16 protein-coding genes are annotated in these 21935 nt (G+C 69.5%); 6 read left to right on the top strand and 10 right to left on the bottom strand.

Going from position 1 to position 21935, the window contains the following annotated elements:
• Nucleotides 1-20: 20 nt before the first annotated feature.
• Complete coding sequence (locus CSW64_RS13315) at nt 21-446, top strand: PaaI family thioesterase (RefSeq protein ID WP_099622574.1); 426 nt, start codon at nt 21-23, stop codon at nt 444-446.
• Here the strand turns inward: CSW64_RS13315 and CSW64_RS13320 are convergent.
• The 7 genes from CSW64_RS13320 to aptA form a co-directional block, all read right to left on the bottom strand.
• A complete protein-coding gene (locus CSW64_RS13320) occupies nt 443-2011 on the bottom strand; it encodes a dipeptide ABC transporter ATP-binding protein (RefSeq protein WP_099622575.1) in 1569 nt (522 codons plus the stop codon). The two genes, CSW64_RS13315 and CSW64_RS13320, sit on opposite strands and share 4 nt — an antisense overlap.
• Entirely contained in the window at nt 2008-2844 is an 837-nt protein-coding gene (locus CSW64_RS13325) for an ABC transporter permease (RefSeq protein WP_099622576.1), read from the bottom strand. Before CSW64_RS13325 ends, CSW64_RS13320 begins: the two co-directional genes overlap by 4 nt.
• Nucleotides 2841-5372: an ABC transporter substrate-binding protein gene (locus CSW64_RS13330; protein ID WP_245863693.1), complete on the bottom strand. Its 2532-nt coding sequence runs from the start codon at nt 5370-5372 to the stop codon at nt 2841-2843. Before CSW64_RS13330 ends, CSW64_RS13325 begins: the two co-directional genes overlap by 4 nt.
• Complete coding sequence (locus tag CSW64_RS13335) at nt 5369-6730, bottom strand: tetratricopeptide repeat protein (RefSeq protein ID WP_099622577.1); 1362 nt, start codon at nt 6728-6730, stop codon at nt 5369-5371. The genes CSW64_RS13330 and CSW64_RS13335 overlap by 4 nt, the downstream gene beginning before the upstream one ends.
• Before the next feature lie 33 nt (nt 6731-6763).
• Nucleotides 6764-7729: an alpha/beta fold hydrolase gene (locus CSW64_RS13340; protein ID WP_099622578.1), complete on the bottom strand. Its 966-nt coding sequence runs from the start codon at nt 7727-7729 to the stop codon at nt 6764-6766.
• A gap of 17 nt (nt 7730-7746) precedes the next feature.
• Complete coding sequence (locus CSW64_RS13345) at nt 7747-9960, bottom strand: TonB-dependent receptor (protein ID WP_099622579.1); 2214 nt, start codon at nt 9958-9960, stop codon at nt 7747-7749.
• A gap of 124 nt (nt 9961-10084) precedes the next feature.
• Nucleotides 10085-11401 carry an omega-aminotransferase AptA gene (gene aptA / locus CSW64_RS13350; protein ID WP_099622580.1) on the bottom strand — a complete coding sequence of 439 codons (1317 nt, stop codon included), beginning with the start codon at nt 11399-11401 and terminating at the stop codon, nt 10085-10087.
• A 262-nt stretch (nt 11402-11663) separates the two neighbouring features.
• On the opposite strand from aptA, the gene CSW64_RS13355 reads away from it, so the two are divergent.
• On the top strand, nt 11664-12974 hold the full coding sequence (locus CSW64_RS13355; RefSeq protein WP_099624242.1) for an MFS transporter: 1311 nt from the start codon (nt 11664-11666) through the stop codon (nt 12972-12974).
• Here CSW64_RS13355 and CSW64_RS13360 read toward each other — a convergent pair.
• Nucleotides 12971-14389: a helix-turn-helix domain-containing protein gene (locus CSW64_RS13360; protein WP_099622581.1), complete on the bottom strand. Its 1419-nt coding sequence runs from the start codon at nt 14387-14389 to the stop codon at nt 12971-12973. The genes CSW64_RS13355 and CSW64_RS13360 overlap by 4 nt on opposite strands.
• A 136-nt stretch (nt 14390-14525) precedes the next feature.
• Between CSW64_RS13360 and CSW64_RS13365 the strand changes: the two genes are divergently transcribed.
• The 4 genes from CSW64_RS13365 to CSW64_RS13380 all read left to right on the top strand — a co-directional run bounded on the left by CSW64_RS13365 (nt 14526) and on the right by CSW64_RS13380 (nt 19047).
• Nucleotides 14526-16142, top strand: coding sequence for an isocitrate lyase (locus CSW64_RS13365; protein ID WP_099622582.1), 1617 nt, complete (start codon nt 14526-14528; stop codon nt 16140-16142).
• A gap of 85 nt (nt 16143-16227) precedes the next feature.
• Nucleotides 16228-16467, top strand: a complete 240-nt coding sequence (locus CSW64_RS13370) for a hypothetical protein (protein ID WP_099622583.1) — start codon at nt 16228-16230, stop codon at nt 16465-16467.
• Between the two features lie 84 nt (nt 16468-16551).
• Complete coding sequence (gene aceB, locus CSW64_RS13375) at nt 16552-18135, top strand: malate synthase A (protein ID WP_099622584.1); 1584 nt, start codon at nt 16552-16554, stop codon at nt 18133-18135.
• 129 nt (nt 18136-18264) lie between these two features.
• Nucleotides 18265-19047 (top strand): DeoR/GlpR family DNA-binding transcription regulator, encoded by a 783-nt coding sequence (locus tag CSW64_RS13380; RefSeq protein ID WP_099622585.1) that lies wholly within the window; start codon nt 18265-18267, stop codon nt 19045-19047.
• Between the two features lie 6 nt (nt 19048-19053).
• On the opposite strand, the gene CSW64_RS13385 is transcribed toward CSW64_RS13380, so the two are convergent.
• Both CSW64_RS13385 and CSW64_RS13390 read right to left on the bottom strand, forming a co-directional pair.
• Nucleotides 19054-19866, bottom strand: a complete 813-nt coding sequence (locus CSW64_RS13385) for an acid phosphatase (protein WP_099622586.1) — start codon at nt 19864-19866, stop codon at nt 19054-19056.
• On the bottom strand, nt 19863-21920 hold the full coding sequence (locus tag CSW64_RS13390) for a S9 family peptidase (protein ID WP_099622587.1): 2058 nt from the start codon (nt 21918-21920) through the stop codon (nt 19863-19865). Before CSW64_RS13390 ends, CSW64_RS13385 begins: the two co-directional genes overlap by 4 nt.
• Nucleotides 21921-21935: the final 15 nt, after the last annotated feature.

Genomic DNA, 21935 nt, shown 5'->3' on the forward strand with positions numbered 1-21935 from the left:
CACAGACTCGGGGGCGACATATGAGCGACGTGAAGGACGATCTGAGCCGGACGCTGGGGCTGGTGCGCCGTATCGAGACGAACGCCGAAGGCCGCGCCGTCCTGGAGTACGAGGCCGGCCTGCACATGTGCCACTCCGGCGGCGTGGTCCAGGGCGGTTTCGTGACGGGCTGGATCGACGCGGCCATGGCCCACGCCGCCATCGCCATGGCCGGTCCGGGCGTCGTGCCAATGTCGCTGGAGCTGAAGGTCAGCTTCTTCGCCCCGGCCCGGCCCGGCCGCGTCATCGCCGAGGCCTGGGTCGAGCGTCGCGGCAAGCGAACCTGCTTCTTCGAGGGTCGCCTGCTCGATCCGGCCGGGACCGTCCTGGCCAAGGCCAGCTCGACCCTGATGCTGGCCGCCCGCGACCGCGTCGAAACGGCCGCCAGGGCGGCGACCGGCGGCTAGCCGGCCGCCAGCACCGGCGTCGCGGCGATCAGCTCGGCCGTGTAGGGATGGCTCGGCGTCTCGAACACGGCCATCGCCGGACCGTCCTCCACGATCCGCCCTTGGCGCATGACCATCACCCGGTCGGCGATCGCGCGCGCCACGGCCATGTCGTGGGTGACGAACAGACAGCCGACGTCCAGGCGACGGCTCAGATCCGCAAGCAGCCGCAGCACGCCGGCGCGGACGGTGACGTCCAGGGCGGACACCGCCTCGTCCATGACCAGGATCTTCGGCTCGACGATCAGCGCCCGGGCGATGGCGATCCGCTGCCGCTGGCCGCCTGAGAACTGGTGCGGCAGGCGATCGGCGGCCTCGGCGGACAAGCCGACCTCGACCAGCGCTGTCTCGACACGGCGGCGGCGCTCGGCGGGCGCGACGGCCGCGTCCAGCAGGTGGAGCGGTTCGGCGACGATCCGCTCCACCGTCCAGCGCGGGTCGAAGCTGCTGTGGGGGTCCTGCAGCACCGCCTGGATCTGGCGACGCTGCGCCCGCAGGACGGTCCGGTCCCGAGCGGGGAAGACCGCTCCGCCGACGCGGACGACGCCGCCCTGTAGCGGCTCCAGCCCCAGGGCGGCGCGCGCCAGAGTGGACTTGCCCGAGCCGGACTCCCCGACCAGGGCCACCGTCTCGCCGGGACGAACCGCGAAGCTCGCCCCGGACACCGCGAACACCGCTGCGCCTCTCCGCGACGCCGGCGCGTAGCGGCGTGTGACCTCGACCATCTCCAGCACCGGCGGTTCATCGCGTGGCGGGACCTGCGCCTTGGGCGCCAGGGCGGCGTCGGCGACCAGGCGACGGGTGTAGTCGTGCGACGGGCCGGAGATCAGCTGACGGGCGGCGCCCTGCTCCACGATGCGACCGCTCTGCATCACGGCGATCCGGTCGGCGACCTGGGCCACCACGGCGAGGTCATGGCTGACCAGGATCAGGCCAAGGCCTTCCTCCCGCGCCAGCGTCCCGAGCAGATCGAGGATCACCGCCTGGGTGGTTACGTCGAGCGCGGTCGTCGGTTCGTCGGCGATCAGCAACCGCGGCCCTCGCGCCAGGGCGACGGCGATGGCCGCGCGCTGCCGCTGGCCGCCGGACAGCTGGTGCGGAAAGCGCCCGGGGTCGACGCCGGCCAGCCCCACACGGTCCAGCAGGCTCTGGGTTCGAGCCTTGGCCTCGCGTCGGCGGCCAGGATCCAGGCGCACCGCCTCCGCGACCTGGTCCCCGATCCGCATCAGCGGATTGAGCGCGGTCATGGGTTCCTGGAAAACCAGCCCGATCTGTGCGCCGCGCAGCGCGATCCGGCGCGGCGCGGCTGCGGTCAGCAGGTCCTCCCCGTCGAACAGGATGCGCCCGCCAAGCCATGCTTGGGCGGGTTGCAGACCGACGACGGAGAGACCCGTCAACGACTTGCCCGAACCGGACTCCCCCACCAGTCCCAGGATTTCACCCGGCTCCACCACAAAGGACACGCCGTCGAGCAGCGTGCGGTCGCCGATCGCCAACGTCAGGGTCTCCACCTGCAGGAGGCTCATCGTCGATCTCCCTGCAAACGTGGATCCAGTCGGTCGCGCAGGCCGTCGCCGACCAGGTTCAGGCCCAGCACGGTGATCAGAATGGCCAGACCAGGGAACAGCGCCTGCAGCGGCGCGACGCCCATCAGAGTCTGGGCCTCGTTCAGCATCCGTCCCCAGCTCGGCGCCGGCGGCTGCGCCCCCAGGCCCACGTAGGACAGGCCCGCTTCGGCGATGACGGCGACCGAGGCCTGGATGCTCGCCTGCACGACCAGAAGGCCCACGAGGTTGGGCAGGATGTGCTGCCAGGAGATGGCGGCGGTCCCCTTCCCGGCGATCCGGGCCGCCAGGACGAAGTCCCGGCTCCACAGCGACAGCGCGGCGCCGCGCGTGACACGGGCGAACACCGGCACGTTGAAGATCCCGATGGCCAGGATCACCGCGAGCGCCCCCGGCCCGAGCGTCGCCGTCAGCAGGATGGCCAGGATCAGCGCCGGGAAGGCGAAGACCACGTCGCCGGCGCGCATGATCAGGTCGTCGAGCCATCCGCCGCGGGCAGAGGCCAGCAGCCCGATCGGCGCGCCCACCGCGACGCCCAGCGCCACGGCGGCCAAGGCCGCCCCCAGCGTCGTCCGCGCCCCGACCATCAGCATTGACAATACGTCCCGGCCGTAGTGGTCGGTTCCCAGCCCATGCGCGGCGTTCGGCGTCTGAAGGCGCTGGTCGACGGCCACCCCGCTCCAATCGCCCGGCGTCCATGCCAGCGACAGCAGGGCGGCGCCGGCGACAAGACCCAGCAGCGCCAGGCCGATGGTCAGGCTGACCTGGCCAGGCGGTCGACGACGGGCGCTCATGCGGTCCTCCCGCGGACGCGGGGGTCGATGACGCCGTAGAGGATGTCGACCACGAAGTTGATCAGCACCGTGGCCAGCACCAGGACCAGGACAGCGCCCTGGACCACGATCAGGTCACGCTGGGTGACGGCCTGGAAGATCAGTCGCCCCAGACCCGGCAGGTAGAAGACGTTCTCGACGATCACGCCGCCCGCGATCAGATAGGGCAGCTGCAGCCCGAGTACGGTCAGGATCGGGATCAGGGCGTTGGGCAGGGCATGCCGCCAGAGCGCCGCCCGGGGGCTCAGCCCCTTGGCCAAGGCCGTGCGCATGTAGTCCTCCCCGAGCACGTCCAGGGTCGCGGAGCGCGCCACCCGCGCCAGGATCGCGGCCTGGGGCAAGGCCAGGGCCACGGCGGGCAGGGTCAGCGCCTGGAGGCCGCGGCCGAGGCCGGCCTCCCAGCCTGGGAAGCCGCCGGCGCTGAACCAGCGCAGGCCCGTTGAAAAGACGATGATCAGCAGCATCCCGGCCCAGAAACTGGGCAGCGCCACCCCGATCTGGCTCATCCCCATCAGGACCATGTCCGTGGGCTTTCCGCGCCGGGAGGCCGCCCAAAGGCCCAACGGCACGCCGACGACGACGGACAGCAGGCTCGCGTAGACCGACAGAGGCAGCGACACCGCCAGCCGCTCGGCGATCAGGCCGCCGACCGGCACCTGATAGGTGTAGCTGACGCCGAAGTCGCCCCGGACAACGCCGGCGATCCAGGTGAACCAGCGCTCCAGCGGCGGTCCCGACAGGCCGAGCTGGTCGCGGAGGGTCGCCAGCGCCTCCGGGCTGGCGTTCAGCCCCATCATGTAGGCCGCCGGATCGCCCGGCGCGATCTGCAGCAGGACGAAGATCACCGCCGAGGCGGCCAGCATCGTCAGCGCCGCCACGCCCGCCCGTCTGAGCAGCCAGGCGACGCCGAAGCGCAGACCGACCCAACCCAGGCCGGCGACGATCGACAGCAGAACCAGCGGCGCCAGCCAGCCTCCGGCGCCCCTCTGGGCCGTCGTCGCCCCGCCGCCCGGTCCCTCGAACCTGGCATTGGCCAGGTCGATCGACTGGGTCGGCCCGTTGAACCACAGCCCCTGCAGCCGAGCGTCCCAGACGCCGAGCCTGGGGAACTGGAACAGGTAGCCGTTGACCGCGTCGTCGGCGATCTTGCGCTGGAAGGTTTGCAACAGGGCGGTGCGTTCCGGCCCCTCCGGCGTGACCTTGAGCGCCCGGAGGAGGCGTTTCACCTCCGCGCTTCGGTAGCCGAAATAGTAGTCGTCGCGGCCGTAGATGTCGTAATCGAACGGCTCGGAATGGGCGACCACGGTCAGGTCGAAGTCGTGGCGGCCGAACACCTGCTCCAGCCACTGCGCCCATTCAAGGCTCTCGATCCTGGCGCGGACGCCGACACGGGCCAGCTGCGCGGCGATGACTTCGCCGCTGCGGCGAGCGTAGTTGGGCGGCGGCAGCTTCAGGGTGACGTCGAAGCCGTTCGGATAACCGGCCTCCGCCAGCAGCCTCCGCGCCGCCGCCTCGTCGTGCGGATAGCGGCCGGTCAGGTCGACGTAGGCCGGGTCCTGCGGCGGGAAATGGCTGCCGATCGGCGTTCCATAGCCGTACATCGCCCCCTGGATGACGGCCGAGCGATCCAGGGCGTGGGCGATGGCCCGCCTCACCCGCACATCGGCCAACGGGCCGGTCCGGTTGTTGATCGCCAGGATGGTCTCGGCCTCGGTCGGCCCCACGGCGACGCGCAGGCGCGGATTGGCGCGGAACTCGGCCAGGTTCTCCGGCGCCGGGAAGTCCGGGAAGGCGTCGACGTCGCCGCCTTTCACCGCCGCCAGAGCTGCGACCGGATCGGGAATGAACTTGAAAGTCACCTGGTCCAGTGACGGCGCGCGGCCCCAGTAGTCCGGATTGCGCTCCAGGGTCAGCGCGTAGCCGCGCCGCCAGTCCTTGTAGCGGAACGGCCCGGTGCCCACCGGTCGCGTCGCCGCCTGCCCCGCCGCAGCCGGTGAGACGATCACCGCGTCGCCCAGCGAGAGCAGGCGCAGCAGGTTGGCGTCCGGCGTCTTCAGGGTCAGCCGGACGGTGGCCGGATCCGGAGCCTCGACCCGTGCGATGTTCGACAGCGCCGCCTTCTGGGCGTTGGTCGAGGCCGGGGCGACGGCGCGGTCCAGGCTGAACTTCACCGCGGCGGCGTTCAGCGGCGCCCCGTCGTGGAACCGAACGCCTTCGCGCAAGCGGAAGACGTATGTCAGGCCATCCGGCGAGATCTCCCAGGACGCCGCGAGGAAGGGCCTTACCCGCCCGTCGGGGCCAAGCCGGACAAGTCCCTCGAAGATGTTCGGATAGACCACGTCGTCGATCGGAGCCGCCGCGCCGGACGTCGGATCGAGGTTGGGCGGCTCCAGCTGCATGCCGATGGCGATCGACCCCGCCGCCCAGGCCGCTCCGCCGAGCAGCAGGCTCGCCGCGAGCCCCGCTAGCACGCTCAGGAGACCTTTCACCGGCGCGCGATCCGACGCCGACCACGGGCGGCGGCCTGCTCGGCCTGGTCGTCGAGGCCCAGCCGGCGGTAGACCTCGGCCAGCGTCGCGTTGAGCGGGGCGCCATCGGGGTCGAAACTCCGCCGGACTTCGAGCATCTGCTGAGCGTCGACCAGCCGACCGCCTTGGATCAGGGCGTCGAGCAGGATCTGTTCGAAGAAGTCGCGCTGAGCGTGGCTGCCGCCGATCTCCGCCAGCCGCGGCAGGGCCTCGCGCAGACCCCGGATGGCGGTGTCGTAGTCCCCCGCGGCGTGGGCGGAGACGCCCAGCGCCGCCGGCGCGGCCACATCGCGCCAGGCCTCACGGGCATGGGTCGGCGCGGTCTCCGCCCGGCGCACGATGGCCTTGAACAGGGTCTGGGCTTCCGGCCGCCCGGCGCGCGCCAGGCCGTACAGGTATTGCAGGCTCAGGAACGGCAGCTCGGCGTCCTCGGCCCGCGCGGCCAGGAATTCGCCCAGCTCGCGCCAGCGGTCGCCGACGTCGATCCCCGCGAACTCGATACGCGCCAGCAGCGAAACCGCGCCGACCTGGTCCTGCGAATAGTCCCTGGCCACGCCCCAGACGCCGCCGTCGTAGATGGCCAGCACCTCGTCCGCCCGCCCCTGGCTGAGCCGGAACAGGGCCTGGTGCCACCACAGATGGGTCGACATGAAGGAGTTCAGCCCCGTCCAGGTCGGCTCCACGGCCTCCAGGAAGGCCGCGCCCTCGTCGATCCGCCCCTGGGTCAGCATGACATGCGCCAGAGCGTGCTGGGCCCAGGGCTCCTTCTCGCGCAGCCGCAGCGCCTGCCGGGCCGAAGCCTCGGCGTCGTCCAGCAGGTGGCACTGCTCGTAGGCGAAAGCGAGCATCCCATGCAGCCAGGCGACGTCCTCCGCGGCCGCCCGGGCGGCCAGGGCCGACCGCAACATCGCGGGGAAGTCGCCGCGGTTGAACTCGTGGTAGTGGCGCAGCTTGAGCAGCAGCAGATCACGGGGATGGCGCGTCTGGATCGTGTCGGCGATCGTGAAGGCGGCCGGCAGGTCGTCGTCAAACCAGGCCCGCACGAAGGCGACGGTCAGCGCCTCGCGGCCGTTGGCGGGCGCGGCCTCGGCGCGGCGCAGATAAGGCGCCGCCCGCACCCTGCCCTCAGCCGCCTCGAGCAGCAGCCACAGGGCTGCCGCATAGGCGTTCAGCAACGCGGAGTCCGAATGGGCGTCGGCGGCGCCCAGAACCTCGGCGGCGCTGGCCTCGTAGCCGAGGAAGGCCTGCACGAAACCGTCCACGGCGCGGGCGGCCGCGCCGGTGTCGGTGATCGGATTGCCGAGGCTGTCGGTGGTCATGTCACTCGTCTACGCGGCCGGACGCCCGGCAGGTTACTTCGTCGCCGGCAGGGCGGCCAGGAAGGCGGCCACGTCGCCCGCGGACTTTTCCGGGATCTCCACCTGCGGCAGGTGGCCCACGCCCGGATAGGTGATGATCCTGGCGCCCGGGATATGTTCGGCGAACTTCCGGCCGTTGGCGACGGGGATCAGCGGATCCTTCTCGCCGTGGATGATCAGGGTCGGGGTCCTGATCGAGGCGACCAGTTCCGGCGTCGCCGAACCGGCCGAGCCCAGGTCGATCGACATCAGGATGTCGCGATGGCCCGGTCCTCTTTGCAGCTCCGCCCAGCGGTCGATGAAGGCGTCGGTGATCACCGCCGGGTCGCCGACCTGGCCGCGCAGGCCCTGCCGGATCAGCGGCTTGTTGTCGATGGTCTTGAGAACGGCCCGGCCGGCCGGATGCTGCAGGATGCGGAAGGCCAGCGACGGACTCTCGCCGATCGGCATCGGCCAGCCGGCGGCCGCGTCCAGAACCAGGGCGTCCAGCCGCTCCGGATGCCGGGTCGCGTAGCGCCAGGCCACGCCGCCGCCCATCGAGTTGCCGGCCAGGGCGAAGCGCTGCAGCCCGACCTTCTCGGCGAAGGCCTCCAGCAGCGCGACATAGCCGTCGCCGGTGGCCCGATAGCCCTTCGGCGCCTGCGTCAGGCCGTGGCCCGGCAGGTCCAGGATGACCACCCGGTAGCGATCGCCGAGCGCCTTGGACCAGCCGTCCCAGCTGAACGAGGAGTCGCCGTAGCCGTGCAGCAGGACCAGCACCGGGCCGGAGGGATTGCCTTCGTCCCGATAATGGGCCCGCACCCCGCCGGGCAGGTCGACGAAGCGCGACGTCTTCGACGCGTACTTCGCCTCCAGCTTGGCGTAGGGGATGTTGGGCCGGGCGAGCGCCAGCCATCCCAGCAGGGCGATCAGGACGATGGCCCCGATCAGCCAGGCGACGATCTTCAGTGCGATGGCCATGACGCCCCTCCCCCTTATCAGTACTTCAGGCTGCCGCGGACGCCCCAGACCCTCGGCTCGCCCGACGCGGCGATGTCGATCCCGGGCAGGAAGAAGTTGCGCGTCAGGTCGTACTTCTCGTCGAGGAGATTGCGCGCGAACAGGCTGACCGACCAGGGCCCCTTCGCCGGCGACAGGGTGATGCTGGCGTTGGCGATCCAGTAGGAGTCGACGTTGTAGCGCGGCCCAAGCAGCAGCGGCTTCACCTCGTCATGGAAGGCGTAGTTGGTCTCGGCCTCAACCTCGAAGCCGCCGACCGACCAGCTGTAGGCGACCTGACCGCCATAACTGAGCGGGGCGAACCCGACCTTGGCGCCGGAGCGGTTGATGTAGCGGGGCGCGTTTGCGGCGACGCTGGCGGCGATATCCAGGTCGTTGTTGTACTCGTCGAACTCGCCGGTCTTGTAGCCCAGCGACTGGCTGATCCTGAGGCCCGGCAGCGGACGCCAGTTCAGCTCCAGTTCGCCGCCGTAGATGTGCGATTTCTGGGCGTTGACGATGGCGCCGATCGGCCCGGTCAACGGGTTCCAGATCGCCGACTGCACCTGCTGGTCGCGGTAATCGTAGTAGAACACCGCGCCGTTCAGCTGGACCGTCCCGTCGGCGAATTCGCTCTTGAAGCCGAGCTCGTAGGCCCAGAGGGTCTCGGGCTTGAACGCCCCGACGGCCGAGGCGTTCGGCACGTTGTAGGCGGTGAAGCCGCCGGACTTGGTGCCCTTGCTGAGGCTGGCGTAGACGAGCAGGTCGTCGCTCGGCCGGTACTCCAGACCCAGCTTGCCGGAGACGCTGCGGTTCTTGAGCGACTTGTCGGCCGGCGGGCTGAAGTCGACCGGCGGCGCGCCCGGCGCGGTGACCCCGGCGGTGACGTAGTCGCCCTGCTCCCGCTTCTCGTCCTCGCCGCGCAGGCCCGCGATCAGGGTCAGCTTGTCGGTGAGGGCGTACTCGAGCTGGCCGAAGACCGACGCCGAGCGGGCCTTCTGCTCATAGGTCGTGGCGGTGTCGAAGCCGAGCGACTGGAAGAAGTCCGAGTAGAAGGCCTCGTCGAGCTTCTCGTGCGAATAGTAGGCCCCGACCAGCCAGTGCAGCCGCCCTTCGCCGTTCGAAGCCAGCCGGACCTCCTGCGAGAACACCTTGGCGTCGGTGTCGAAATAGGTCCCCGCATAGGCGTGCTGCGAGGCGTCCCAGTCGTTGAACTCGCGCCGCCGCAGCGTCTCGTACGACGTGATCGAGGTCAGGGTGGCGACGTCGAAGTCGTAGTTGGCCTTCAGGCCGACGCCCCAGCTCTCGTTGTCGCGGAACGGCTTCTGGCCGACGCCGATGCCGGTCAGCTGGGCGAAGGCGCTCGAACCGCCCCAGCCGGTGTGCGTCCGGTCCCTGTCCGCCGGAACCGCGGGCAGCGCCCCGTTGTAGGTCAGCGGGCCGAACAGGTAGAGGCCGTTGGGCTCGGACCGGTCGTAGCCGCCGTGCGCCGACAGCGTCACGTCGAGCTTGTCGGTCGCCTCCCAGACCAACTGGCCGCGCAGGGCGACGATGTCGCGATCGCCCAGCGACTCCCCGGTGGCCCGGTTCTTCTGCCAGGCGCCGCCCTGGTCGACCACGCCGGCGACGCGGAAGCGGAGGGCGTCGGAGATCGGTCCGGCGACGTAACCCTCGGCCTTGAAGCCGTCGTGGCTGTCGAACTGGGCGGTCGCGCCGGCGCGGCGTTCGCGCGTGGGGGCGTTGGTGACGAAGTTGATCGCCCCGCCCGTAGTGTTACGACCGTAGAGCGTGCCCTGCGGCCCGCGCAGCACCTCGACCCGGGCGATGTCGAACAGCAGGCCCTGGGTCTGGGCCTGGATCGGATAGGCCACTTCATCGACATAGACGCCGACCGTGGCGGTGTTGTTCGAGGCGTAGTCGTCGAAGCCGACCCCGCGCAGGCGGAAGCCCGGATTGCCGCTGCCGAACTGCGGCGTGATCTCCAGGCTGGGCACGCTGTTCTGCAGCTGGTTGACGGTGGCCACGCCGCGCTGCGCCAGATCGTCGCCCGACAGCACGGTCAGCGCCACGCCGACGTCCTGCGCCGCCTGCTCGCGCTTCTGGGCGGTGACCACGACGGCGTCGACCTCGGACGGCGCCTCTTCGGCCAGCGCGACCGAGCTCGTCCCGACGAGCAGCGCACCGGCCGCCGCGCTCAACAGATAACGTTTCATCAGATATCCCCGACTTTGTCCCGCGGGCGTCGCGCCTTGCGGAGCCGATTTCCTACAAAATTTGTAGAGATTGAAAGAAGACAATTTTTCTGAGGGTTTAGGTCAGGTCTCTTGAGCACTCGCATTACGCGATCTGGCTCAACCCCTCGCGGATTGCGGCGACGATCCGGTCGATCTCGCCCTCGGCGACGATCAGCGACGGCGACAGGGCGATGATGTCGCCCGTCACTCGCACCAGCAGGCCGTCATCGAACAGGCGGTGGAAGATCGCCTGCCCCCGCTCGCCGGGCTTCCCGGGGATCGGCGCCAGCTCGACGGCGCCCATCAGGCCGATGTTGCGGATGTCGACGACGTGCGGAGCCTCCCGCAGCGTGTGCAGCGCCTGCTCCCAGTGAGGCGCGATCGCGGCCGCGCGTTCGAACAACTTCTCGTCGCGATAGATGTCCAGCGTCGCCAGCCCGGCCGCGCAGGCCAGGGGGTGCCCCGAATAGGTGTAGCCATGGAACAGCTCGATGGCGGCGTCCGCGCCGTCCATGAAGGCCTGATGGACATGGCTGCGTACGGCGACGGCGCCCATCGGCACGGCGGCGTTGGTGATGCCCTTGGCCAGGGTGACGATGTCCGGCTGCACGCCGAAATGGTCGGCGGCGAACGGCGCGCCCAGCCGACCGAAGCCGGTGATGACCTCGTCGAAGATCAGCAGGATATCGTGACGATCGCAGATCGCGCGCAGCTTCTGCAGGTAGCCGACCGGCGGCGGCAAAACGCCCGCCGATCCGGCCACCGGCTCGACGATCGCCGCGGCGATGTTCGAGGCGTCGTGCAGCGCCACGATCCGCTCCAGCTCGTCGGCCCGCTCCGCCCCATGCGCCGGCTGACCGCGCGAGAAGGCGTTCCGGGCCAGATCGAAGGTGTGTGGCAGGTGGTCGACGCCGGTCAGCAGGCCGCCGAAGTACTGCCGGTTCTTCGGGATCCCGCCGACCGAGATGCCGCCGAAGTTGACGCCGTGATAGCCGCGCTCGCGGCCGATCAGACGGGTCTTGGTCCCCTTCCCCCGGACGCGGTGATAGGCCAGCGCGATCTTCAGCGCCGTCTCGACCGACTCCGAGCCGGAGTTGGTGAAGAACACATGGTTCAGATCACCGGGCAGGATGTTGACCAGCCGCGAGGCGAACTCGAAGGCCTTCGGATGGCCGAGATTGAAGTTGGTGGCGTAGTCCAGTTCTTCGGTCTGGGCCGCGATCGCCCGGGTGATTTCCGCCCGCCCATGACCGGCGTTGACGCACCACAGGCCGGCGGTGGCGTCCAGCACCTCCCGCCCCTCGGGCGTGTAGTAGAGCATGCCCTTGGCGCGCGAGACGAGGCGCGGCTCCGCCTTGAACCGCCGGTTCGGCGTGAACGGCATCCAGTAGGCGTCGAGGTTATTGGCTTGGGTCGGCATGCTCGGTCACTCGGCTTGTGGGATCGGGCCGGACGGCGCGAAGGACGGCAGGTCACCCTCCCGGTCTCGCCGCGCCTTGTCGAGGCCCGTCATGCCCGGCCGCATACCCCATTCATTCAGTAGAGTATGAAACGAGTTTTTCTGACGCCCCTTGCCGAACGGCTATCGCGACCTCACTTCTCCCGCTCTGGATCTTGACGTTATGCGAAAGGTCCGGCGTCAGGCGTGGTCGAGCCGCGCGTTCACCCAGACCGGCCGCGCCATGAACCCGTTCCACCACCTGCTCGCCAACAACCTGGTCGCCAACATCACCAACTACACGGTGTGGTTCGCGGTGACCTTCTGGGTCTACCTGGAGACCAAGTCGGTCTTCGCGACCGGCATGATCGCCGGCATCTACCTGGTCCTGACCGCCGCCTTCGCCATCTGGTTCGGCAGCCTGGTCGACCATCACCGCAAGAAGGTGGTGATGCTGGGCTCCAGCGTCGCCTCCCTGGCCTTCTACGTCGCCTCGTTCGGGGTGCTGCTGGCCACGCCCGAGCCCCGCTTCCGGGACGTGGCGGGCTTCGAGTTGTGGCTGTTCGTGGGCCTGGTGATGTTCGGGGTGATCGCCGGCAACATCCGCAGCATCGCCCTGCCGACCCTGGTCACCCTGCTGATTCCGGAGGATCGGCGCGACAAGGCCAACGGCCTGGTCGGCATGGTCACCGGCATCGGCTTCCTGACCACCTCGGTGATCAGCGGCCTGCTCGTCGCGCGCGGCGGCATGCACTACACGCTGATCTTCGCCCTCGCCCTGACGGTCGTCGCCTATCTGCATCTGTTCTTCGTGCGCGTGGACGAACCCAGGGCTGAACCGCATCCAGACGCTCCGCCCGAAGCGAAGCGCGTCGATCTCGCCGGCACCATCCGCGTGATCTCGGGCGTGCCGGGACTCTTCGCGCTGATCCTGTTCGCGACCTTCAACAACCTGCTGGGCGGCGTCTTCATGGCGCTGATGGACGCCTACGGCCTGTCGCTGATGAAGGTGGAGGCCTGGGGCCTGCTGTGGGCCTTCGTCTCCTGCGCCTTCATCCTGTCCGGCCTGGTGATCGCCAGGACCGGCCTCGGCGCCAAGCCGCTGCGCACCCTGATGCTGGCCAACCTTGTCGTCTGGGCGGTGGCCGCCGTGTTCACGGTGCAGTCCTCGATCGTCCTGCTGACGGTCGGCTGTTTCATCTGGCTGTTCCTGGGTCCCTACGCCGAGGCCGCCGAACAGACCACGCTGCAGAAGGTGGTGCCGGTCGAGCGTCAGGGCCGGGTCTTCGGCTTCGCCCAGTCGGTGGAACAGGCGGCCTCGCCGGCCACCGCCTTCCTGATCGGCCCGCTGACCCAGTTCTTCTTCATCCCGCTGATGACCGACGGCGCCGGCGCGGACGCCATCGGCGACTGGTTCGGCCGCGGCCCCGACCGCGGCATCGCCCTGGTCTTCACCCTGGCCGGCGCCTTCGGGGTCATCCTGACGATCCTGGCGATGAACTCGAAATACTATCGGCAGCTCTCGGCCGCCTACGCCAAGCCCGCCGAGGCCTAGGCCCCGAACGGGAACGAGGTGACGCTCTTGACCGTCTCCTCGACCCGGGCCGGACGGTTGACGGGCGCCGCGGCCCGCTGGGCGCAGAGATGCCGCTCGCAGATCCGGCAGGCCGGCCCGACTTCCGTCACCGCCGGGTCGTTCATGTCGAGCCCCTTGGCGTTCATCAGCCGGGCGGCATGCTTCAGCTCACAACCCAAACTGATGACCAGCTCGTCTTCCAGGCCCGCCAGCAGCCCCGCCACGCGGCGAACCGTCCTCGACAGGGTGAAGTAGCGTACGCCGTCGGGCGTCTCGATGACCTGGGTGATGATCCGGCCCGGGGTCTTGAAGGCGTCGTGGATGTTCCAGCGCGGACAGGTGCCGCCGAAGCGCGAGAACGGGAACGGCCCGTTCGAATAGCGCTTGGACACGTTCCCCGCCGCGTCGACCCGCACCATGAAGAAGGGGATCCCCCGCTCGCCGGGGCGCGCCAGGGTCGTCATCCGCTGCGCCGCCTGTTCGAACGACACCCCGAACCGCGGCCGAACCATCTCGATGTCGTAGCCGGTGGTCTCCAGCGCCGACAGGAAGTCGTCGTAGGGCATCATGATCGCGGCGGCGACGTAGTTGCCCAGGAAGACCTTGAGCTGCTGACGCGCGGCCGCGTCCGGCGGGCTGAAGCGGTCGGCGGCGGCGCTCAGCTTCTCGCCGACCTCCAGCAGGGCCAGCTGATAGGCCATGGCGAAGGTTCGGCTCGCCGGCGCCAGGCTCTCGGCCAGCAGCAGCTGTTTGCGGTGGTGGTCGAAGCGACGCAACGCCCCACCCATCAGATCGCTGGGCATGACCCGCGTGCGGACGCCGAAGCCGGACTGCAGGCGGTCTCTCAACGCCGGCGCCGCGTCCCGGGTGTCGGCGCGGAGGCGGCGCTGGATATCGGTCGCCAGGTCCTCGAGGTCGGCGAAGTGATTGCGCTGGGTGGCCACCAGGTCGCGGACCCAGTCGGTCGGCTCCAGCACCGCGCCGCCCCCGTCCCGTCCCTCGAAGGCCCCCAGGTCGATCAGCGCCCCACGGTCGAGGTAGGCGCGGTACAGCCGCACGAAGGCCTCGGCCATCCCTGGCGCGCCGTCGGCGACCTCGGCGATCTCGTGCCGGCTGATCGACAGGTCGGCGAACATCTTGTCGGCCAGCACCTCGTCCAGGCCCGCGCCGCCGCCCGACTCGTCGGTCGACAGACTGCGCAGATCAAGGTCGTAGGCTTCCGCGAGACGCAGCAGCACCTGCACCGTGACCGGCCGCTGGTTGCGCTCCAACAGGTTCAGATAGCTCGGCGAGACCTTCAGCTCCTCGGCCATCGCGGCCTGGGTGACGCCGAGGTCGCGACGCAGGCGCTTGAGGCGCCCGCCGAGGAACAGCTTCTTGTCCGATCCAGCCATTCCGTATTTTTGTCACAACTTTACAGAAGTCACAATGTCAATGAGTGACAAATCGCCTTCAATAGGTTCGCCTCGCCGGGGCGGTCGCCGTTAGCTCGTCCGGGACAGACACACGCCTATCCAGGACCCGAGGCCCATGACGCGCAAGACCTACGCCCAGCTCCGCGAAGAGACCCTCCGCCGCTATCCGGACGGCGCCACGCCGGGCGGCGTGACGGTCGATGACATCGTCCAGCTGAAGATCCAGAACACCTACAACACCCACCTGGACATCGCCCGCGACATGGCCGGCGTCATGCGCGCCGACATGGCCGCCTACGACGCCGACAGCAGCAAGTTCACCCAGTCGCTGGGCTGCTGGTCAGGCTTCCACGCCCAGCAGATGATCAAGTCGGTCAAGCGCCTGCGCGGCACGACCAAGGGCGCCTATGTCTATCTGTCGGGCTGGATGGTCGCCGGCCTGCGCAACACCTGGGGGCACCTGCCCGACCAGTCGATGCATGAAAAGACCGCGGTGGTCGACCTGATCGAAGAGATCTACGTCTCGCTGCGCCAGGCTGACGAAGTCGCGCTGAACGACCTGTTCAAGACCCTGCGCGACGCCCGCAAGGCCGGCGACCAGGTCGCCGAACAGGCCGCCATCAAGGCGATCGACAGCTTCGAGACCCACGTCGTTCCGATCATCGCCGACATCGACGCCGGCTTCGGCAACGAGAACGCGACCTACCTGCTGGCCAAGGAAATGATCAAGGCCGGCGCCTGCTGCCTGCAGATCGAGAACCAGGTCTCCGACGCCAAGCAATGCGGCCACCAGGACGGCAAGGTCACGGTGCCCCGGGAAGACTTCATCGAGAAGCTGCGCGCCTGCCGCCTGGCCTTCGAAGAGCTGGGCGTGGATGAAGGCGTCATCGTCGCCCGGACTGACAGCCTCGGCGCCGGCCTGACCCAGAAGATCCCGGTCAGCCAGCAGCCAGGCGACCTGGCTTCGGACTACATCAAGTGGCTGAAGACCGAGGCCATCACGGCCGAGAACCCGATCCAGGACGGCGAAGTCGCGCTGTACCGCGACGGCGGCTTCGTGAAGCCGGTGCGCATGCCCAACGGCCTGTTCGCCTTCCAGGACGGCACCGGCCGGGCCCGCGTCATCGAGGACTGCATCTCCTCCCTGACCCAGGGCGGCGCCGACCTGCTGTGGATCGAGACCGACACCCCGAACGTCGACGAGATCGCCTCGATGGTCGCCGAAGTCCGCAAGGCCGTTCCGAACGCCAAGCTGACCTACAACAACTCGCCGTCGTTCAACTGGACCCTGAACCTGCGCAAGCAGGTCCGCGACCAGTGGATCGCCGAGGGCAAGATCGCCGCCGACGCCTATCCGGAAGGCAACGCCCTGATGTCGGCCGACTTCGACGACACCGACCTGGGCCGCGAGGCCGACGAGCGCCTGGCCCGCTTCCAGGTCGACATTTCGGCCCGCGCCGGGGTGTTCCACAACCTGATCACCCTGCCGACCTTCCACCTGACGGCCAAGAGCGTCGACGAACTGTCGCGCGGCTACTTCGGCCAGGACCGCATGAAGGCCTACGTCAACACGGTGCAGCGCGAGGAAATCCGCCGCGGGGTCTCTGCGGTGAAGCACCAGCACGAAGTCGGCTCCGACCTCGGCGACACCTTCAAGGAGATGGTCGCCGGCGAACGCGCCCTGAAGGCCGGCGGTCACGCCAACACCATGAACCAGTTCGCCGCCGAGTAGGCGGAGACGACCAAAACGCCGACGGGGCGGACAGACCCATCCGCCCCGGATCGGCAACACCTAGAGCAGAGCGAGGAACCACCCGATGTCCAAGCCGCAATTCACCCCCGCCGCCATGCCCGACACCGATGGCCGCGACCGCGCCATCCAGCGCTTGGCGGAAGCCTCCCACCGCCTTAACGAGGCGGTGCAGAAGGCGATCGCCGCCGGCTACTCCGTCGAGCTGGTGCGCGCCTCGCGTCACCATGACGGCGCCGGCAACTGGGGAGACCAGATCATCCCCACGGTCCGGGATCCCAAGCTGGCCGACAGCACGGGCGCCTAGCCTTCACGACGACCAGACGTCCCGGCGCGCGCCGTCGCGCCGGGACGATGCTCGACCAAACCAGTTTCGCGTCAGGATTTCGCAATGCCCCTCGACACCGCCGCTTCCGACATCGTCATCACCGGTCCCGTCGAGGGTCGAGCCGGCGAGATCCTGACGCCCGAGGCCCTGGCCTTCGTGGCGGACCTGCACCGCCGCTTCGACGCCCGTCGGCGCGAGCTGCTGGCCGCCCGCGAGGCGCGCCAGGCCCGTTTCGACGCCGGCGAACTGCCGGACTTCCTGCCGGAGACGGCCGATGTCCGTTCGGGCGACTGGAAGGTCGCCCCCATTCCCGCCGATCTGCAGGATCGCCGGGTCGAGATCACCGGTCCCGTTGACCGGAAGATGATCATCAACGCCCTCAACAGCGGGGCGAAGGTGTTCATGGCGGACTTTGAGGATGCCACCTCGCCCACTTGGGTCAACTTGGTCGAGGGGCAGATCAACCTGAAGGACCGCTGGGGCGCCGAACTCAGCCACGTCGATCCGAACTCGGGCAAGTCCTATAAGCTGGGAAACAACCCGGCGGTGTTGCTCGTTCGGCCGCGTGGCTGGCACTTGCCCGAGCGCCACATGACTGTGGATGGGCAGATCGTGTCGGGCGGTCTGTTCGACTTCGGCCTGTATGTCTTCCACAACGCGAAGGCAGCGATGGCGAAGGGCTCGGGCGCATACTTTTACCTCCCCAAGCTGGAGAGCCACCTTGAGGCGCGCCTCTGGAACGATGTGTTCGTTCGCGCCCAGGAACAGCTCGGCCTCCCGGTGGGGACCTTCAAGGCCACCGTGCTCATCGAGACGATCCCGGCCGCGTTCGAGATGGACGAGATCCTCTACGAACTGCGCGACCATATCGTCGGCCTCAACTGCGGCCGCTGGGACTACATCTTCTCGTTCATCAAGCGGCTGGGCCGGACCGAGGCCTTCCTGACGCCGAACCGCGCCGCGATGGTGATGGGCAAGGCCTTCCTGGGCGCCTATTCGCTGAAGCTGATCCAGACCTGTCACCGCCGCGGCGCCTTCGCCATGGGCGGCATGGCGGCCCAGATCCCGATCAAGGGCGACCCGGAAGCCAACGCCGCCGCCTTCGCCAAGGTCAAGGCCGACAAGGAGCGCGAGGCCGGCGACGGCCACGACGGCACCTGGGTCGCGCACCCGGACCTGGTCCCGGTGGCCCTGGAGGTGTTCGACCGCCTGATGCCGACGCCGAACCAGCTGCATCGCCTGCGCGAGGACGTGGACGTCTCCGCCGCCGACATGCTGCGCCTGCACGACGGAGAACGGACCGAGGATGGCGCCCGCGAGAACATCCGCGTCGGCGTGCGCTACACCCAGGCCTGGATGGAAGGCCGCGGCGCGGTGCCGCTCTACAACCTGATGGAAGACGCCGCGACGGCCGAGATCAGCCGCACCCAGCTGTGGCAGTGGGTGAAGCTCGGCGCCAAGCTGAGCGATGGCCGCGCGCTGGATGCGGCGCTGTTCGGGACCCTGTACGACGAGGAGATGGCCGGCCTGCGCGAGCAGTTCCCCTCCCCTCGCCTGGAGGACGCCGGCGTCCTGTTCCGCAAGATGGTTCTCGACCCGTCGCTGGTCGAGTTCCTGACCCTGCCGGCCTACGAAGCGCTGGCCTGACCGCCCTCCCCGCGCTCTGGCGCGGGGCCCGCGGCTCAGAAAATTGTCCGCCCGCAATTGATCCAAGTTGATTGCGGGTGGTTCTGAACGGCCTGAAATAGGCGCCCGGATCGACGACCGAGGGCCGCCATGCACGCCGCTGAACGCGAGCAACTGATCCTGCGCCTGGTGCACGAGCGCGGCTTCATCGGCGTGCGGGAGCTCGATCACCGCGTCGACGCCTCCCCCGCCACCCTGCGCCGCGATCTTGAGCGACTGGAGACCGAAGGCCGCCTCATTCGCGTTCGCGGCGGCGCCCGGTTGACGGAGGCAGAAGAGGCCGCTGCCTCGGAGGGCCGCGCCGCGACGCCCGTTCACGGCAACATCGGCCGACGGGTCGCGCAAAAGACCGCCATCGGGCGGGTCGCCGCGGCGCTGTGCAGTCCGGGAGAAGCCGTGGTCATCGACGGCGGCTCGACCACCCTGCAGATGTGCCCGCACCTGGCGCCGCTGGGCCTGCAGGTGCTGACGAACTCCCTGCATGTGGTCAATGCGCTGCTGCCCCAGCCCAACACGCGCATCACCCTGCCCGGCGGCCAGGTATTCCGTGAACAGAGCATCGTCCTCAGCGCCTTCGAGGAGGACGGCGCGGGGCGCTTCCATGGCGCCCGGGTATTCATCGGCGCCCAGGCCGTGGGTCAGCGCGGGGTGATGCAGAACGACGTCCTGCTGATCCAGTCGAAGCGGCGACTGCTCCAACGCGCCGACGAAATCGTGCTGCTGGTCGACAGCAGCAAGTTCGCCGCCCCGGCGGGCCAGGTCCTCTGCCCGCTGGAGCAGGTCGGCATCCTGGTCACCGATGACGGCGTCTCGGACGCCTCGGCCCAGGCGGTCGAACGGGCGGGCGTCAAATTGATCGTGACGCCCGCCTGATCTTGATCACGGCTTGGGCGGCGCGGCCTTCAGAGCGGCGGCCAGCTTGGCGCATTCGCTCGACGGCGCCGCGCCGGCCAGCTCCGCCTTGGCGCAGGCCAGGTCCGTCCTGAAGGCCGGCGAAGCGGCCAGACGCGACACCACCGTGGTCGCGACCAGGCGGCCGGCCTCGATATCGCTCGGGAAGTGCATCCCGCAGATGATCCGGCTTTCGCCGTACTGCCGGCCGCGCTCCAGGATGGCTCCGGCCTTCTCCGGCGCGGCCTGGGCCAGCATCAGCGCCGTCGCCCAACCGTAGGCCGAATGGCCCGACGGATAGGAGGTGCGCTTGGCCGCGTCCGGATCGGGCGCCGGGGCCGAACCCTTGCCGCAGACCCGCGACAGCTGCAGCCGCTGGTAGGGCCGCGCGCGCTTGTAGACGTCCTTGGCGTCGAAGACCGGCCGGCCGACCTGGCGCATGACCCGGTTCAGCATGTTGACCGTGATCGGAGCCCGATCCCGCGTCAGCGGCGCGCCGACGACCTCGGCGAAGCGGTCGTACAGCCAGTCGGCGTCGTCCCCGGCGATCTTCCAGCGGGCCGCGTCCGTCGCCGCCTGCCGCCGCATGACGGCCGCCACGTCGTCGGCGTCCTCCGGCGATCCCTCGACCGGCGGCGGGGCCAGGACGGGCTGGGCGATGACCGCCGGGTCGACGTAGGGTTTGACGTCCTTGTGGCTGACCGCGGGGCTCTCCCATTCCGGAGACGCGGCCAGGCCGGCCGTCGGCAGAGCCAGGCCGGCGCAGGCGGCCGTCAGCAACAGGATACGGGTCTTGCTCATTGGACGGCCTCTTCGGTTTGGGCGGTCGACACATCGTCGTCCCGGTCGTCTTCGTCCCCGGCGCGCGCCGGCGCCCTACTCCAGGCGTAGGGGCGACCCAGGACCCGCTCGGCGAACCAGCCCATGGTCACGTTGATCTGAAACAGCCGATGGCGGAGTTCGGTGAAGTTGTGCGGCTCGCGCGGGGCCAGATAGAGCTCCGTCTCGACGCCCAGCGCCTTGAGCGAGCGATAGAGCATGATCGACTGGCTGGCGGGCACCCGCTCGTCCCGCTCGCCGGCCAGGATCAACACCGGCGTCTTCACCCTGTCCAGGGCGCTCAGGGGCGAGTTGTCGACATAGAGGTCGCGTCGCGCGGTCGAGCCATAGGGCGGCGTCTCGAACCATTCGACCCGCTGCCAGCGGGTGTCGGAGGTCAGGTACATCGACGGCCAGTCGACGGCCCCGGCGCCGGACGCCGCGGCCTTGAAGCGGTTCGTGACGGTAACCAGGCGGTTGGTGATATGGCCGCCGGCGCTCCAGCCCATCACACCCAGCCGGTCCGGGTTTGCCAGGCCTTGCGCGACCAGGTGGTCGACGCCGGAGAGCACATCCTTGTCGGCGTGGCGGAAATAGCCGCCGTTCATGCCCTGCAGGAAGGCGTCGCCATAGCCGGTCCCGCCCCGATAGTTGACGCTGAGGGTCATCACCCCTTCGGCGGCCAGCACCGGGTTGAAGCGGCCGTAGCCGAAGATGTTGAACACGTCGGACGAGCGGGGACCGCCGTGGCTCTGCACCACCAGCGGGTATCGACGGCCCGGCTGGTAGTCGAGCGGATAGGTCACCAACCCCTCCAGCGCCTGGCCGTCCGGCGCCGTCCAGCGGATCGCCTCCTGCCGAGGCAGCCGGAAGCGCTCGGCCAGGCCGGCATGGACCTGCGTGATCGCCGTTGGCGCGGGACGGGCGGGGTCGAGGCGGTAGATCTCCGCCGGCGCCGTCGCCGAGGCCTGGAGATAGACCAGCGTCCGGCCGTCCCGGGACAGGCTCATGTCGTCGGCGGAATGGTCGCCGCGGGCCAGGGGCCGCAGAGCTTCGGTCCGGACGTCGACGGCGAACAGCTCCCGCCGCACGCCGGTGGTGGCCGAGATGTAGATTTCGCGGCCGTCGGCGGACCATTCGGCGGCTTCGAGCTCGTAACCCAGCCCAGGGGCGATCTCACGGACCGCCCCGTCGGCCAGCGTCATGACGAACAGGTTCGGATTGACGGTCGCATAGCGGCCGTTCTCGGCCGTCGCCAGGAACAGCAGGCTGCGGCCGTCGGGCGAGAGCCGCGCGCCGCCTTCCATGTAGTCGTTGTCGGTGAGGCGGCGATCCGCTCCCTCTCCACCTTTGAGCCAGAGCTCGGCCTTGGGATTGTCGTCGTTCAGCTTCGAGGGACTGCGACGATAGAGGAGGCTTCGGCCGTCCGCCGAGAGATCGAACGCCTCGACGTCGAACTCGCCGCGCGTCACGCGCTCGGTCTTGCCGTCCGCGACGGTCATGCGCCAGAGGTGCCGACGAGCCCGCGGCGTCTCGAACGGCAGCATGTCGTCCCTATCCTTCAGACGCTTGGCGAGCGGCTTGGGATCCGGGACGTCGGCCAGGAAGTACAGGCTGCGCCCGTCCGGCGACCAGCGCAGGGCCGACGGCGTCGTCCGACGGAGGCCGACGCGCCTGGGCTCGCCGCCGTCGATCGCGGAGACGTAGATCTGTCGCCGCGCATCGTCGCGCCGCTTGGCGACGAAGGCGAAGGCGCGGCCGTCTGGCGCCCATTGGACGCCGGAGGCCGGCCCCTCGACCATCCGCTGGGGGGCGCGGCCGTCGATGCCGATCCGCCAGATATCCTCGCGGACCTCGTTCGCCTTCCAGTCGGCCCGCCCCAACGAGTAGAGCACCGTGCGCCCGTCCGGAGAGACCTGGGGCGCCGACACCTTCTCCAGTTCGAGCAGGTCGACCGCGGTCATGGTCCGAGGAGCCGCCTGCGCGGCGCAGGTGAACAGGCTCGCGGCCAGGACCGCAAGGCGTAAGGGCTTCATCGATACGCTCCAGAA

The organism is Caulobacter mirabilis, from assembly GCF_002749615.1.
Classification (GTDB): Bacteria; Pseudomonadota; Alphaproteobacteria; order Caulobacterales; family Caulobacteraceae; genus Caulobacter; species Caulobacter mirabilis.